This is a genomic window from Streptomyces sp. NPDC020845 (assembly GCF_044334165.1).
Taxonomy (GTDB): Bacteria; Actinomycetota; Actinomycetes; order Streptomycetales; family Streptomycetaceae; genus Streptomyces.
Genome location: NZ_JBIRSJ010000003.1, coordinates 73,255 through 88,213, shown reverse-complemented (window position 1 = coordinate 88,213; position 14,959 = coordinate 73,255). Strand labels below are relative to the sequence as shown.

At 71.7% G+C, this 14,959-nt stretch carries 12 protein-coding genes; 5 read left to right on the top strand and 7 right to left on the bottom strand.

Annotated elements, in window-relative coordinates:
* Positions 1-227: 227 nt before the first annotated feature.
* A complete protein-coding gene (locus tag ACH4U7_RS07675) occupies positions 228-1,454 on the top strand; it encodes a beta-ketoacyl-[acyl-carrier-protein] synthase family protein (RefSeq protein ID WP_398527091.1) in 1,227 nt (408 codons plus the stop codon).
* A 12-nt stretch (positions 1,455-1,466) separates the two neighbouring features.
* Here ACH4U7_RS07675 and ACH4U7_RS07670 read toward each other — a convergent pair whose 3' ends face one another.
* Positions 1,467-2,513, bottom strand: coding sequence for a hypothetical protein (locus tag ACH4U7_RS07670; protein WP_398527090.1), 1,047 nt, complete (start codon positions 2,511-2,513; stop codon positions 1,467-1,469).
* 95 nt (positions 2,514-2,608) lie between these two features.
* On the opposite strand from ACH4U7_RS07670, the gene ACH4U7_RS07665 reads away from it, so the two are divergent.
* Positions 2,609-3,691 carry a pyridoxal-phosphate dependent enzyme gene (locus ACH4U7_RS07665; RefSeq protein ID WP_398527089.1) on the top strand — a complete coding sequence of 361 codons (1,083 nt, stop codon included), beginning with the start codon at positions 2,609-2,611 and terminating at the stop codon, positions 3,689-3,691.
* A 29-nt stretch (positions 3,692-3,720) separates the two neighbouring features.
* On the opposite strand, the gene ACH4U7_RS07660 is transcribed toward ACH4U7_RS07665, so the two are convergent.
* The 4 genes from ACH4U7_RS07660 to ACH4U7_RS07645 form a co-directional block, all read right to left on the bottom strand.
* Positions 3,721-5,241 (bottom strand): alpha-N-arabinofuranosidase, encoded by a 1,521-nt coding sequence (locus ACH4U7_RS07660; RefSeq protein WP_398527088.1) that lies wholly within the window; start codon positions 5,239-5,241, stop codon positions 3,721-3,723.
* Between the two features lie 55 nt (positions 5,242-5,296).
* Positions 5,297-6,199 carry a carbohydrate ABC transporter permease gene (locus ACH4U7_RS07655; protein WP_398527087.1) on the bottom strand — a complete coding sequence of 301 codons (903 nt, stop codon included), beginning with the start codon at positions 6,197-6,199 and terminating at the stop codon, positions 5,297-5,299.
* Entirely contained in the window at positions 6,196-7,179 is a 984-nt protein-coding gene (locus tag ACH4U7_RS07650) for a carbohydrate ABC transporter permease (RefSeq protein WP_398527086.1), read from the bottom strand. Before ACH4U7_RS07650 ends, ACH4U7_RS07655 begins: the two co-directional genes overlap by 4 nt.
* 97 nt (positions 7,180-7,276) lie before the next feature.
* Positions 7,277-8,623, bottom strand: a complete 1,347-nt coding sequence (locus tag ACH4U7_RS07645) for an ABC transporter substrate-binding protein (protein ID WP_398527085.1) — start codon at positions 8,621-8,623, stop codon at positions 7,277-7,279.
* A gap of 756 nt (positions 8,624-9,379) precedes the next feature.
* Between ACH4U7_RS07645 and ACH4U7_RS07640 the strand changes: the two genes are divergently transcribed.
* The gene (locus ACH4U7_RS07640; protein ID WP_398527084.1) at positions 9,380-10,432 is read left to right on the top strand and encodes a LacI family DNA-binding transcriptional regulator; all 1,053 of its coding nucleotides are present in this window, start codon (positions 9,380-9,382) and stop codon (positions 10,430-10,432) included.
* 86 nt (positions 10,433-10,518) lie between these two features.
* Here the strand turns inward: ACH4U7_RS07640 and ACH4U7_RS07635 are convergent, their stop codons facing one another.
* On the bottom strand, positions 10,519-12,519 hold the full coding sequence (locus ACH4U7_RS07635) for an FUSC family protein (protein ID WP_398527083.1): 2,001 nt from the start codon (positions 12,517-12,519) through the stop codon (positions 10,519-10,521).
* A 139-nt stretch (positions 12,520-12,658) separates the two neighbouring features.
* The gene (locus tag ACH4U7_RS07630; protein WP_385624554.1) at positions 12,659-13,240 is read right to left on the bottom strand and encodes a histidine phosphatase family protein; all 582 of its coding nucleotides are present in this window, start codon (positions 13,238-13,240) and stop codon (positions 12,659-12,661) included.
* A 75-nt stretch (positions 13,241-13,315) separates the two neighbouring features.
* Between ACH4U7_RS07630 and ACH4U7_RS07625 the strand changes: the two genes are divergently transcribed.
* Entirely contained in the window at positions 13,316-14,350 is a 1,035-nt protein-coding gene (locus tag ACH4U7_RS07625; RefSeq protein WP_398527082.1) for a GlxA family transcriptional regulator, read from the top strand.
* Positions 14,347-14,952 carry a DJ-1/PfpI family protein gene (locus ACH4U7_RS07620; protein WP_398527081.1) on the top strand — a complete coding sequence of 202 codons (606 nt, stop codon included), beginning with the start codon at positions 14,347-14,349 and terminating at the stop codon, positions 14,950-14,952. Before ACH4U7_RS07625 ends, ACH4U7_RS07620 begins: the two co-directional genes overlap by 4 nt.
* Positions 14,953-14,959 lie beyond the last annotated feature (7 nt).

Sequence of the window (14,959 nt, the reverse complement as noted above, 5' to 3'; positions counted from 1 at the left end):
GCCCCGGTTGGACACCCGTCCGGCCGGGGCGGCCCCTTTTTCACGCTCTGCGGTTCCCCGGTCACCGGATTGGTCTTCAATAGCCGATCCCTCCAAAATCCCGATGCCGGGCTGCTGGGATCACAACATCTGTCCGGGTGGAATCACCCTGACAGAGTGGCCGACAAGTCGATCTCCTCCCGCACTGTATGCGGGAGTTGTGTGTCCACTACACGGGGGTAGTTTCGATGCGCGCTGACACCGACCAGGTGGTGGTCACCGGTCTCGGGGCCACCACACCGCTCGGCGGGGATGTGGCCTCGACATGGTCCGGGATGCTGACGGGGAAATCCGGGATCAGCAGGATCGAGGAGGACTGGGCTCTCGATGCGCCCGTACGGATCGCGGGCCGGCTGGCGGTCGACCCGTCCGAGGTCCTGGACCGGGTGCAGGCCCGGCGGATGGACCGCTGCCAGCAGATCGCGCTGATCGCCGCCCGCGAGGCATGGGCCGACGCGGGCGCCCCCGAGGTCGAGCCGGAGCGGCTGGCCGTGGCCATCGGCACGGGCACCGGGGGCACGCTGACCATGCTCCGCCAGAACGACATCATGGACTCCTCCGGGATGCGGCGGATGTCCCCGCACTCCGTCCCCATGCTGATGGCGAACGGCCCCGCCGCCTTGATCAGCATCGAACTCGGCGCGCGCGGCGGCGCCCACGCCCCGGTCAGCGCCTGCGCCTCGGGAGCCGAGGCCATCGCGCTGGGCTTAGACCTGATCCGCCTCGGCCGGGCCGACGTGGTCGTCGCGGGCGGCACCGAGGCCTGCGTCAACCCCCTGGTGCTGGCCGGATTCGCCCAGGCCAGGGCGCACTCTACGCGCAATGACGAACCCGAGCAGGCGTCCCGGCCCTTCGACGTCGACCGCGACGGCTTCGTCATCGGCGAGGGGGCGGCCATGGTCGTCCTGGAGCGCGCCGAGTTCGCCGCCGCCCGGGCGGCCCGCGCCCATGCGGCGCTCGCCGGGGCCGGGGTCACCTCGGACGCCCACCACATCACCGCCGCGAGCCCCGAGGGTCAAGTCCGCGCCATGCGCATGGCCTTGGCCGCCGCGGAGCTGACCCCGCTGGCGATCGAGCACATCCACGCCCATGCGACCTCCACGCCCATGGGCGATCTCGCCGAGGCCGAGTCGATCGCCGAGGCCATCGGCGTCCATCCGTCCGTGACCGCGACCAAGTCCATGACCGGCCACCTCTTCGGCGCGGCGGGGGCGGTGGGCGCGCTCGCCGCGATCCTCGCGGTGCGCGACGGGGTGATCCCCGCGACCCAGAACGTCGACGCCCTCGACCCACGGGTCAAGCTCGACGTGGTCACGGGGCAGCCCCGGCGAGGCGCGGCGCCGGCCGCGGCGCTGACCAACTCCTTCGGATTCGGCGGCCACAACACCTCGCTCGTGTTCACCACCGCGCCCTGAACCGCCGTGTCCTTACGGGTTCTCGCGCAGCGTCAGCCCGTAGAAGTCCACCTGGTAGTCGTCCACGGTCTGGGCGTGGTCCGAAAGGCTCAGGTCCTTCGGCGACGACACGCCCAGGCCGCGGAGGGTGTCGACGAGCAACCGGGCCAGCCGGGGGCCGTCGATGTCATCCGGGCCGAAGACACCGGAGTGGTGCGTCCAGTCGATCCAGTGGGAGAGCCGCGCGGGCGCCGTCGCCTCCGGGATCCAGCCCAGGGAGGCCGGGTCGGTGCCGGAGCCCGCGCCGTCCAGCTCCTCCGTGCTGTAGACGATCTCCAGCTGGTCGCCGCAGACGAGATGGAAGACGACCGGCCCGTAGGTGCCCGGCACCAGCGCGTGGATGCCGAGGTCAAGACCGATGCCCAGGGCGCTGGTCTCGGCCGGGAGCGAGCCCAGGAACTCGCTCAGCGCGGTGGTGTAGACGTCCCAGTCGTCCGTCTGCCAGTAACCGGGGAAGCCCAGGCCCCCGTTGGCCGAGACCCGGCGGGAGCCGAAGAAGCCGCCGATCGCGTGGGCCTCGCCGTGGCCCTGCCGCCAGAACCAGTTCTCCGCCGGGTCGGTCGGCTGGAGCAGCAGCTCCGGCCCCCGCTCCCCCGCGCGCAGCTCCAGGGTGTCCGGCTTTCCGCGCCACCGAAGGAAGGGGCTCCCCCACACCGGCGTGGACTCGTAGAACGGCCCGAGGTCCCCGTACGCCCCCATGATGGACGCGCGCCCGAACGCCTCCGTCAGCGTCTCCGCCGCCCTGCGGAAGCTGACCGCCTTGGCGGTGGCCCCGCCCGCCACCAGTTCGACCGGCACATGGAGTCCGACGAACTCCTCGCCGTCATGCACGAACGCCGACTCGTGCCGCCCCGTCGGCCGCAGCCACGCCTCCCCCGCGTCCCCCGCGGCCTCGCGCCACTCCCATCCGAGCGACGAGACCAGCGCCCGCAGCGCGGGCTGCCGCCACCCTCCGGTGTCGGCGTCCCTGAGCCGCCGCGCCACCTCGGCCAGCCGCTCGCCCTCCAGCGTCACCGTCACGTCCGAACCCCCTGTTGCGCACTGCACTTGACGCCTTCGACGATGCCATACGGCACCGACAACGCGCCCGGGCCCCCTGGGTAGGGTCGGTGCCCATGACCTCGGAGCACCCCAACGCCTGGGCTGCGGACGCGATCCGGCGCCTCCACGCGGAAGGCCGCGCCCACGGCCCGACCCCCCTCCGCCCCCTCCCGCTGCCCGCGCTGCGGGACATCCAGGTCTATCTCAAGGACGAGTCCGCGCACCCCACCGGCAGCGTGAAACACCGGCTGGTACGGGCCATGTTCTGCCGGGCGATCGCGAGCGGCCGGATCACGGCGGACACCACGGTGGTCGCCGCCACCGGCGGCGCGGTCGCCGTCGCGGGGGCCCACTTCGCGCGGCTGCTCGACCTTTCGTTCCGCGCCGTCGTACCCGCGAAGACCCCGGCGGACACCCTGGTCCGCATCGAACGCGAGGGCGGCCAGTGGCAGGTGGCCGAACAGCCGCCGGCCGCGGTGCAGCAGGAGGCCCGTGCGCTGGCCGAGCGGCTGGGCGGACACTTCCTGGACCACTTCACCGACGCCGGACCGGCCCTGGCCGAATACGGCGAGCCGACGATCGCCGACGAGATCTTCGAGCAGCTGCGCGCGGAGCCGCATCCGGTGCCCGCATGGATCGTGACGGGCGCCGGAACCGGCGCCACCTCGGCCTCGATCGGCCGCCAACTGCGGTACCACGGCCACCCCACCCGGCTGGCCGTGGTGGACCCGGAGAACTCCGCCTACTTCCCCGCATGGGCGAGCGACTGCCGCGACTACGCCACCGGCATGCCCTCCCGGATCCCCGGCATCGGCCGCCCCCGCACCGAGCCCGGCTTTCTGCCGACCGTGATCGACCTGGTGATCCCGGTCCCGGACGCCGCGTCCATCGCGGCCCTGCGGTGGCTCCACGACACGGCCGGCGTCCCGGCCGGCCCGGCGGCCGGCACCGGTCTGTGGGGCGTATGCCACCTCGTGTCGCGGATGCGCGCGGCGGGGGCGCGGGGCAGCGTGGTCAGCCTCGTCGGCGACCACGCCGAGCCGTACCGGAACACCCATCTGGACCCGGAGTGGGTACGTGCGCGGGGGCTCGACCCCGGGCCTTACGCGGACGCCGTCGAGCGGTTCGCCACCACGGGGGAATGGGACGCCGGTTAGCAGCGCCGCCCGCCCGGCGCCTGGGGGTGTCAGCCGGCGCGGCGCAGCCGGATGACGTTCCAGGAGACGGGCGGCAGGTGCACCGCGAGACGGCCGTCGGTGACGGGGGCGGTGCCGGCCTCGCGCGGGCGGACCCGGCCAGGAGCGTCCTGGGTGTTGGCCGCGCGAATGTCGGGGTCGCTCAGCACCGAGTGCTCGACAGGCACGTATCCGGGGAATGCCCTGAGGTCCAGGGCGAGTTCGACGTCCTCGTTCTGATGCCGGTTCACGGCGAACACGGTGAGCTCATCGGGGTCGTCGGCGCCGGCGATGTGGGTGGCGACGGCGTCGACGACGGGGACCTCGCCGAAGCGGTTCGTCTCGTACGTCGGCGAGACCGGCTCGACGCGCAGCACGGTGCCCCGGGCGTGGCGGGCGGCCTGGGCGAAGGGGTGGAAGGTGGTCTGCCGCCAGCTCGGGCCGTCCGCCTCACTGCGGATGGGGGCGATGACGTTGACGAGCTGGGCGAGGCTGGCGGCGGTGACGCGGTCGCTGTTGCGCAGCAGGCTGATCAGCAGCCCGCCGACGACGACGGCGTCGGCGACGTTGTACTCGTCCTCGATCACGCGCGGGGCGACGGCCCACTCGGCGGGCTTCCCCTGCGCCTCGAAGCGGGTGTTGTACCAGACGTTCCACTCGTCGAAGGAGAGGTTGATCCGCTTCTTCTTGCGCTGCTTGGCCCGGATGTGGTCGGCGGTGGCGACCACCGACTCGACGAACTGGTCCATGTCGACCGCGGAGGCGAGGAAGCTGCCGAGGTCGCCGTCGATCTCCTCGTAGTAGGCGTGGCAGGAGACGTAGTCGACCTGGTCGTACGCCTCCTCCAGGACGGTCGCCTCCCAGGCGCCGAAGGTCGGCATGGCGGAGCTGGAGCTGCCGCACGCGACCAGTTCCAGGTCGGGGTCGATCATGCGCATGGCACGGGCGGTCTCGGCGGCCAGCCGGCCGTACTCGGCGGCGGTCTTGTGGCCGGTCTGCCAGGGCCCGTCCAGCTCGTTGCCCAGGCACCACATGCGGATGCCGAAGGGGTCCTGGGCGCCGTTCTTGATCCGTTGGTCGGACCAGGCGGTGCCGCCGGGGTGGTTGCAGTACTCCAGCAGGTCGAGGGCCTCCTGGACACCGCGGGTGCCGAGGTTGAGCGCCATCATCGGCTCGACTTCCGCCTTGGCCGCCCAGTTGGTGAACTCGTGCAGGCCGAAGGCGTTGGTCTCGGTGCTGTGCCAGGCCAGGTCGAGGCGGGTGGGCCGCTCGGCGACCGGCCCGACGCTGTCCTCCCACCGGAAGCCGGAGACGAAGTTGCCGCCGGGATAGCGGACGGTGGTCACGCCCAGTTCGCGCACCAGGTCGAGGACGTCACGGCGCAGACCGTCCTCGTCGGCGTGCGGATGGCCGGGCTCGTAGATGCCGGTGTAGACGCAGCGGCCCATGTGCTCGACGAAGGAGCCGAAGGTACGGGGACTCACGTCGGCGACACGGAAGGCGGGGTCGACGGTCAGGGAGGCGTGCAGCATGAAGGTCGCTCCGGAAGGTGCGCGAAAAAAGGGGGGAACGGGCAGGCCCGCCACGTCACTTGAGGCTTCCGACGGTCAGACCGCCGCGCCAGTACCGCTGGAGGAGGAGGAAGGTGACGATGAGCGGCAGGATCGCCACCAGGGAACCCGCGATGACCAGAGTGAACAGCGCGTTGGCGCCGGACTGGATCATTGCGCCCTCGTACCAGGACTGCAGGCCGACGGTGAGCGGGAAGAGCTTGTCGTTGTTGAGCATCACCAGCGGCAGGAAGAAGTTGTTCCAGGTGCCGACCATGGAGAACAGCAGCACGGTGACGAGCGCCGGCTTCAGGGTCGGCAGCGCCACCGACCACAGCACGCGCATCTCACCGGCCCCGTCCATACGGGCCGCCTCCAGCAGCTCGTCCGGCAGGGACTCCTGCACGTAGACCCGCACCAGGTAGACGCCGAAGGGGTTGAGCAGCTGGGGCAGGATGACCGCCCACATGGTGTTCGTCAGCGCGACCTTGCTCAGCAGCAGGTAGGTGGGGATGGCCAGCGCGGTGGCGGGCACCATGATGGCGCCGAGGAGGCTGGAGAAGAGCAGGTTCCGGCCGGGGAAGCGGTACTTGGCGAAGGCGTAGCCCGCGAGGGTCGCCACGGCGGTGGCACCCACCCCGCTCACGCCCGCGTAGATGGCGGTGTTGCCCATCCAGCGCAGGTACTCGCCGTCGTTGTAGGTGAACAGTTGCTGGAGGTTGGTGAAGAAGGAGCCCGGCGAGTGGAACCACAGGGCGGCGGTGGAGAACAGCGCGTCGTTGTCCTTGGTGGCGGCAACGACCAGCCACCAGAACGGCATCAGGAAGTAGAGGATCATCGCCACCATCACCACGTTGACGGTGACGCGTCCGCGGGCGCCTGACCGGCGGTGTACGGCCGGAGAGGTGACGGCGGGGGCGGGGGCTATGGCGGTCGTCACTTCAGTCCGCTCCTCTTGCGTGTGGCGAACAGGAAGAAGTAGGAGCCGATGAAGACCACCGCTCCGAGGGAGAAGGAGATGGCGGCGGAGTAGTTGAACTCCGAGTACTGGAACGCCAGGTTGTACGCGTACAGGTTCGGCGTGTAGTCCGGCGTGATCACCGAGGAGGCGGTCTTCTCCAGCACCCGCGGCTCGGTGAAGAACTGCAGGGTGCCGATGAGGGTGAACATCAGGGTGAGCACCAGCGCCGAGGAGATCATCGGGATCTTGATGCGCAGGGCCGTCTGGATCCGGCCGGCGCCGTCGAGCTTCGCCGCCTCGTAGACCTCGCGGGGCAGGCCCTGGAGAGCGGCGTACAGGACGATCATGTTGTAGCCGGTCCACTGCCAGGTCACGACGTTGCCGAGCGAGGTCAGTATCAGACTGTGCGAGAGCAGGTCGACCTTGCCCAGCCCGAGCGAGTTGCTGATCGAGTTCACCGGGCCGAAGGTCGGGCTGTAAAGGAAGCCCCACATCAGCGCGCCGATCACCGCGGGCACGGCGTACGGCATGAACAGGGTCAGCCGGAAGACCTTGGCGAGCCTGCTCGTCACCTCGTCGATGATCAGCGCGCCGAGCAGGGCGAAGCCGAGCATCACCGGGATCTGCACCACACCGAAGACGACCACCCTGCGCACGCCGGACAGGAAGTGCGGGTCGGTGAACGTCTGCTTGTAGTTGTCGAACCAGCTGAAGTGTTCGCCGCCGACCAGGGTGGAGGTCTTGAGGCTGAGCCAGAAGGCGTAGCCCAGCGGGGCCACCAGGAAGGCCAGGAAGAGCAGGAGGAACGGGCTGACCAGCAGCAGGCCCATGCCCTTGTGCCGGGTGCGGGCGGACAGCCCGCCGGTGCGCCGGCCCGCTGCGGGAGTGCAAAGTCCCTTCGCAGGGGCGGTACTCGGCGGCGCCGTCGCGGTGGATCCCTGCTGTCGGAGCAGGCTCATCACTTCTCCTTGCGCATCGTGCGGGCCCCCGCCGGCGGCGGACGTGCCAGGCGCGGGGCGCCGGCGGGGGCGGTGATGACTGGGGGACTCGGGCCGGTTACTTGTTGACCTTGAATCCCTGCTTGGCCGCGTAGGAGGTCACCTGGTCCTGGACGTTGTCGTTCACGGCGGACCAGTCGGTCGAGCCCTGGACGGCCTTGCCCACCTCACTGGTGTCGGTGTTGTACGCGTAGTCCTGGAACGGGCTCCAGTCGAAGGTCCCGATGCCGTTCGCGGCGGGCACGAACACCTTGTTGATCTGCTGGCCGCCGAAGAAGTCGTACTTCTTGTCCTTGAAGTACGCCCCGTTGAGGATCGGGTTGGACAGCGGGAAGAGGTAGGCCTGGTCGATGCCGATCTTCCAGGCGGCCTTGGAGGTACCGAAGAGCTCCCGGGCGACCTCGGTGGCCTCCTTCGGGTGCTGGGTCTGCGAGGTCACGGAGAAGCTCGACCCGCCCCAGTCACCCTGCGCGTTGTCGCCCGCCGTCCACTGCGGCAGCGGTGCGACGCGCCACTTGCCCGAGGTCTTCTTGGCGACGCTGGAGAGGTAGCCCGGACCCCATCCGGCCGCGATGTAGGTGGCGTACTTGCCGGTGCTCAGACCGTTGTAGAAGTCGGTGGTGCCGTACGACGTGGTGTCGACCAGCTTGTTCTTGACCAGGTCGCCCCAGTAGTCGTACACCTTCTTGGCACCGGCGTCGTTCATGTTGACCCCGATGTTCGGCAACTTGCTCGCCGAGTAGGTGTAGGGGCGGGAACCGGCCTGCCACATCAGCCCCTGGCGCCAGCCGCCGGCCGACTCGTCGGGCCCGAAGTCGGTCATGTACGCCTTCGGGTCGGCCTTGTGCAGCTTGGCGGCCTCCTCCTTGTACTCCGCCCAGGTCGTCGGGACCTTCAGGTTGTACTTCTTGAAGAGGTCGGCCCGGTACATCATCGCCATCGGGCCGCCGTCGACCGGGATGGCGTAGACGTGGTCGCCGTCGGAGGCCTGGTTCCAGGCCCAGGAGACGTACTTGTCCTTGTCCGCGCCCGCCCCGTACTTGCCCATGTCGAGCAGGCCCTTGCTGAGCTGGATCGTCGGCAGCTCCTGGAACTCCAGCATGACGACGTCCGGGGCGCCCTGGCCCGCCTTCAGCGCGGTCTTCAGCTTGGTGTACTCGTCCTGGCCCACACCGGCCTGCACCCAGTCGACCTGGACGTCCTTGTGGGTCTTGTTGAACTCCGCGACGACCTGCTTGAACTGTGGGTACCACGCCCACACCTTGATGTGCACCGGGCCGCTCTGCGTGCCGCCGGAACCGCTGCCGCCGGAGCCGCAGGCCGCGAGGAGCACGCCGGCAAGGGCGGCGGAGGTCGCCGCGACCGCGGTCCGGCGCAGGGAACGGGGCTGTCTGGTGGACGACATGAGCTTTCTCCTGGGTGAGGTGCCTGAGGGGCAGGAAGAAAAGGGAGGTATGGCTGGGTGCCGCCCTCCCGGCGGGAGGAGCGGGGCTCGGAGGAAGGGGGCGGGCGGCCGGGGCACACGAAGGCGTCCAGGCGCCGGTCGCCCGTGAGTGCGGCGGCTCCGATGCCGGGCATCGTGTGTTGCCGAGCGGACGGGACCCAAGGTGCTGCCGACCCGGGGATCTGGGCGGGGCGGACGTCAGTGGACGCGGCGGGGTGTGCGTACGTGACGTCGGGGGAAGTGGGGATGGACCGGCACGGACCGGGTCTGCCGGCACCGCAAGTCCTCACGGCGGATGCCGTTGTGATCTCGAACGTCGTTTGAGATCTCGAACATGAAGAAACCGGGCGTCGTCAGGCCACGGCGAGTAAAGAAGGACCACCTTGTCCAGGGCGGACGGCTGCCGAACCGGAAGCGGTCGCTGATGTCACTACGGCTCCTACTGATCGTCCCCCGCGAGTACTCCCGGGGATCCGGTCCGTGGCGCGGCGACACCTCGGACCTGTGCCCGGCTCCGGCGGCCACGCACCCTGGACCGGGCACGCACAGCCGTCGACGGACAGCGCCCCATCACGAGAAGAAGCGGTACCCGATCATCCACTCGGGCCGCCGCTGCTACGCTCTGCAGCGCTGCAGAAGTCTTAACCGAGGGATTGCCACGCTGCAAGAGCTTGGGCGAAACTTTCCACACTGACCCATCCGGGACGAAGGTGACCTATGGCAAAGGGCGTCACACTCCGCGACGTCGCGGCGTTGGCCGGTGTCTCCAGCCGCACCGTGTCCAACGTGGTCAACGGCTACGCGCCGGTCGCCGAGGCCACTCGCGCGCGCGTGCAGCAGGCCGTGGACGAGCTCGGCTACCGGCCCAACGTGCTGGCCCGCAACCTCGCCTCCGGGCGCTCGGGCCAGATCGCGGTGGTCGTTCCGTACCTGGACACGCCCTACTTCGCCGAGCTGCTGCAGGGCATCATCCGCGCGGCCCGGGTGCGGGGCTACAACGTCCTGATAGACCAGACCGACGGCGACGCGGAACACGAGAAGCTGTTCCTCACCCGTGGCTCCCAGCAACTGCTCTTCGACGGCGTCATCTTCAGCCCGCTGGGCCTGGCCCAGTCCGACCTGTCCGAGCGCGACGCGAGCCTCCCGCTCGTCGTGCTCGGTGAGCGGGTGAGTGACGGCAACTTCGACCACATCGGCATCGACGACGTCGCCGCCTCCCGAGAGGCCACCGAGCACCTGCTCGGCCTCGGCCGGCGCCGCGTCGCCGCGGTCGGCGACCAGCCGTACCGCACCGGCGAGGCCGCCCAACTGCGCACCCGCGGCTACCGCCTGGCCCATGAGCGCGCCGGCGTGCCCGTCCGCGAGGAGTACGTCATCTCCACCCCCCGCTTCAACCGCTCCGACGGCGCCACCGCCATGGCCCACCTGCTCGACCTCGAGGAACCGCCGGACGCGGTCTTCTGCTACAGCGACCTGATCGCCCTGGGCGCCCTGCACACCTTGGCCGCACGCGGACTGCGCGTCCCGGAGGACGTCGCGATCGTCGGCTACGACGACATCGAGGACGCCCGTTATGCAAACCCGCCCGTCACGACGGTCTCGCCGGCCAAGGAGATGATCGCCGAGACGGCCGTGGAGCGACTGCTCAAGCGGATCGGCAGCTCAGCACCGGTCCCCGGCATGGAGATCCGGGCACCGCACCGGCTCATCCCACGGGCGAGCACGATGGGGCGGCGGACGCCGACGCCGGATACGACTGACGGGCCGTGAGCGCTGTGCGCGGTGGGTCACGCGCCCGGCGCACTCGATCGGGAGGACTCCTCATGCGCGGGAGGGACGCTTCTGGTTCGCCTCTTTCAGTTCGACAGCAGGTCGCGGATCCCATAGTGGGCCTCGCGCAAGGGCCGGGCCGCGCTGTCGCCCACGGTGTGCGGGTACGGCTCGCCGAGTTGAGCGCGCGTGACGGCGAACCGCCGGCGCGTCACACCAGGCCGTGAGGGGCAGGGCACAGCGCAGGCCGGTCGGCGGGCGGCGACCGCGTCGGCCAGGTCCGACAGGGCGGCCCGCAGCCGGTCCGCCAGGGCCGTGTCCGGGGGCGGCGCGCCGTGATCCAGCCGGACCCCGCACGCCGTCGCCGCGTCCACGATCTCCTCGAGCGCCGCGACCACCGGAGCCCACGCCGCCAGGTCGCGCCCGAACGGCGGGTGTTCGGCCCCGGCCACCTCTACCGCGCGGCGGGCCTCGGCCAGCGCGCGGTACGCCTCGCGGCGCAGCCGGAGCCGTACCGCGTAGGGCGCGTCGGCGGCCAGCACCCGGTCCAGGTGGTCGCGGGTGGCGCGGACGGCGAGCGAGAGCCGTACGGACACCTGGGCGCGCGGGCCGCCGAGACCTGGCAGCACCCCGGCCGCCAGCACCACCGCGCAGGCCAGCAGCGTGTCCGCGAGCCGCGCGTACTCCGCGCCGCGGTCGCCGCCGAGGTACACCAGGGACAGCAGCAGGGGCGTGAGCACCGCCGTCTGGAGCGCGAAGTGGCGTACGGACACCGGGATCAGCGCCGAGCACACCGCTGCGACGGCCACCGGCCACACCTCGTCGGCCCCCGCGAGCGGGCCGAGCAGCGCGGCGAGCCCGGCGAAGACGGCCACGCCGACGGCGGTGCCGAACGCCCGGGAGACGGCCCGTGACACCAGGGGGCCCATGTCGGGCTTGACCAGGAAGGCGGCGGTGGCGGGGAGCCAGTACCAGTGTTCGCCCGGCAGCGACTTGGCCAGCGCGGTGGCGACGCCCACGCACAGCGCCACCCGGGCCGCGTACTCCCGGCCCGCCGGGCCGAGCACCCGGCGCAGCCGCTGCCGAAGGCCGGGCCCGACCGCGCCGACCGCCGGGGCGGGCTCGCCGTCGAAGACGCGGGCGACGAGCAGTACCGCGCGGTGTGCGGCCAGGCCGCCGGCGGTGTGCGGCGCGGGTGCGGGGAGCGGGCCGGGCGGGCGGCCGGTGCGCACCGAGCGGGCCAGCAGCGCGGGGGTCCGCGCCACCCGGGCGGGCAGTGGCTTGCCCTCCCACAGCAGCGTCACCGCCGTCTCGCTCAGCGCCCCGGCCACCGCCAGCAGATCGCGCAACCGTCGCAGGCCGGCATCGGGGCGGTGGAGCGGGATCCGGTGTCCGTAGAGCGATTCGTAGGCGGCGTCGTACGCGGCGGTCAGCCGGCGCCGGGCCGCCTGGCCGCGTTCGGTGCCGACCGCCGCCATCAGGTCGGCGAGCGCGTCGTACACGGCGGCCACCGCGCGCCGCTCGTCGGGCAGGCTCGTCCGGAGGCGAACCGAGCCCGGGAAAAGGGGCAGTAGCCATGCCATGGCCAGTACCCATGCGGCGCCGGCGAGCAGCAGACCGGCCCGGACCGGCGGGGTTTCGGGGGCGGGCATGCCGGACCCGACCACGCAGACCACCATCAGCTGCACCCCGGCGGAGGAGCAGACCGGCCCGATCGCGCTGATCGCGCCGGACACCAGCCCGACCGCCGCCAGCGCGAGCGCGATCCAGGCGCCGGGCCACAGCGTGCCCAGCCACGCCCCGGTGAGCATACCCACGGCCCCGGCCAGGGCAGGGAGGCCGATGCGCACCAGGCGGGTGGCGCGGGTGGCGGGCCGGTCGTTGATGTGCGCGAACATCGCACCGAGGCCCGCGGTCACCCCGGCGGAGGTCTGCCCCGCGGCCACTCCGGCCGCCAGTACCGGCCCCACGCCGAGCGCGCCGCGCGCCACCGCCGCCCAGGGCACGGGTCCGCGCAGCCCCCGCGCGCCGTGCAGGGGGTGGGTGAGCCAGTTGGGGGGTGCGGGTCGAGGGTACGGTGCGCGCAACGGGCGTCCTCCAGACGATCGGGCGGGGTGGGTTCCCTCTTCGTCGAGGACGTGTACCTGGAACCTACGCGATCAATACCGACATTCCGTAACCGCGACGTTTCCGCTGTGTGGCCTCACCCCCCTTGCCGTCGCGCCGCTACAGCTGCGCTTCGCGGTCCACGCACAGCCGCCACTTCCCGGCCCCGCCGGTCAGCGTGATGGTGGACAGCGGGAGTACGTCGACGTTCCAGTAGCAGTGCGGCGGCGCCTTCATCGCGTACGTCACGGCGGCGCGTATCACGCCCGGGTCTGCGACGGCGAGCATCCGGCCGTCGCGCTCGACGGGCCGGGTGTCCATCCAGGCGCCCACCCGGTTGATGAACGCGAACAGCGACTCGCCGCCGTGCGGTGCGCTGCCCGGGTCGGCGAGCCAGGCGTCGACCGCTCTGGGCTCGCGCATCATCACCTCCTCCAGGGTGCGGCCACGCCAGCGGCCCATGTCGCAGTCGCGCAGGGCGGGCTGGGCGAGCGGCATGAAGCCGAGGATGTCGCCGGTCTCCCGGCTGCGCGCCGACGGCGAGCAGTAGCGCAGCTCCGCGGCGGCCAGCGGAAGCAGCGTGGGCGCCACGCGTTCGACCTCGCGCCAGCCCCCGGGGTCGAGCGGCCGGTCGTCGTCGAAGCGTTCGGCGAGCCGGGAGGTGCTGCGGGCGGAGGCGATCAGCGTGAGCCGGAAGTTCATCCGGGCATGCTAGATCGGCTGGATTTCGGTCGGTGGCCCCCGGTCGCCGTTCCGTGGTGTGGGATCTGTGGCGCGATGTGTGGGGTGTGTGTCGTTGCCGCCATCCGGGACAGACCGCAGGCTGGAGGGGTGACCCGACATGTCGTCTTCGTGATCTACGAGGGGTTCCAGTCGCTCGACCTGGCCGGTCCGCTCGAGGTGTTCCAGCACGCGGACCAGCTCGCGAACCAGCTCGCGGGCGGCTATTCCTGCCGGATCGTGGCTCCCCGCCCGGGCCCCGTACGGTCGTCCAGCGGGCTGCCGGTGCACGCCGCGCACGGGGTGGCCGATCTCGACCCCGGCGGGATCGACACCCTGGTGGTGGCGGGCGGCCCAGGGGTGGACCGGGCCCGCCACGCTCCGGAGCTGATCGACTGGATCGCGGCGGCAGCGGCCGGCGCCCGGCGGATCACCTCGGTGTGCAGCGGGGTGTTCCTGCTGGCCGCCGCCGGGCTCGTGGACGGGCTGCGGGTCACCACCCACTGGGGCCGCGAGGAGCAACTGACCCGCGAGCACCCGGAGGTGCGGGTCGACTGCGACCCCATCTTCGTCCGGGACGGCCGGGTGTGGACCTCGGCGGGCGTGACCGCCGGGATGGATCTCGCGCTCGCCCTGGTGGAGGCGGATCTGGGGCGGGAGGCGGCGCACACCGTGGCCCGGGAGCTGGTGTTGTTCCTGCGCCGTCCCGGCAGCCAGTCCCAGTTCAGCGTGGGGCTGTGGGCGGCACAGCCGGCCACCGACTCGATCCGCGCCGTGGTGTCGGCCATCCACGCCGATCCAGGCGCCCGGCACACGGTCGCGGATCTGGCCGGGTGTGCCGGGCTGAGCACACGCCATCTGCAGCGCAGGTTCACCGCCGAGCTCGGCACGCCACCTGCGGTCTATGTGGAGCGGGTGCGGGTCGAGGCGGCGCAGCGCGCGCTCGTCGAGGGCGGGGACCCGGTCGAGGCCATCGCCCGGCGGTACGGCTTCGGCACCGCCGAGACCCTGCGCCGCGCCTTCCACCGCCATGCCGGGATCTCGCCGTCCGAGTACCGGGAACGTTTCCGATCCACGAGGGAGTACGCATGACCACATACGGCCTGCTGGTGTTCGACGGGGCGGAGGAGCTCGACTTCGTCGGCCCCTGGGAGGTGTTCACCGTCTCGTCGATGCTGCGCGACCACGCCGACACCGCGGTGCTCATCGCCGAACGGCCCGACCCCGTCCGCTGCAACAAGGGCATGCGGGTGGTGCCGGACCACACGCTGGACGACCATCCGCCGCTGGACGTCCTGCTGGTGCCCGGGGGCATGGGCACCCGCCGCGAGGTGTCCAACCCGGCGGTCATCGACTGGATCCGCAAGACCTCGGCGCACGTCGGGTGGACCACCAGTGTCTGCACCGGGGCGCTGCTGCTGCACGAGGCGGGCCCGGCGCGCGGTCGCCGGGTGGCCACCCACCACGCTTTCGAGGACGCTCTGGAGGCCCGCGGCGAGGTCACGGTGGTGCGCGACGCGCGCTATGTGGTCGACGGCGATCTGGCCACCAGCCAGGGCGTATCGGCCGGGATCGACATGGCGCTGTGGCTGGTCGGCCGCCTCCACGGCCGGGACCACGCACGCACGGTCCGCCGCTATATCCAGTACGAGCCGGCGCCGCCCTACCTCGCCGACGAGCCGCTTCCTGTTTGAGGCCCGC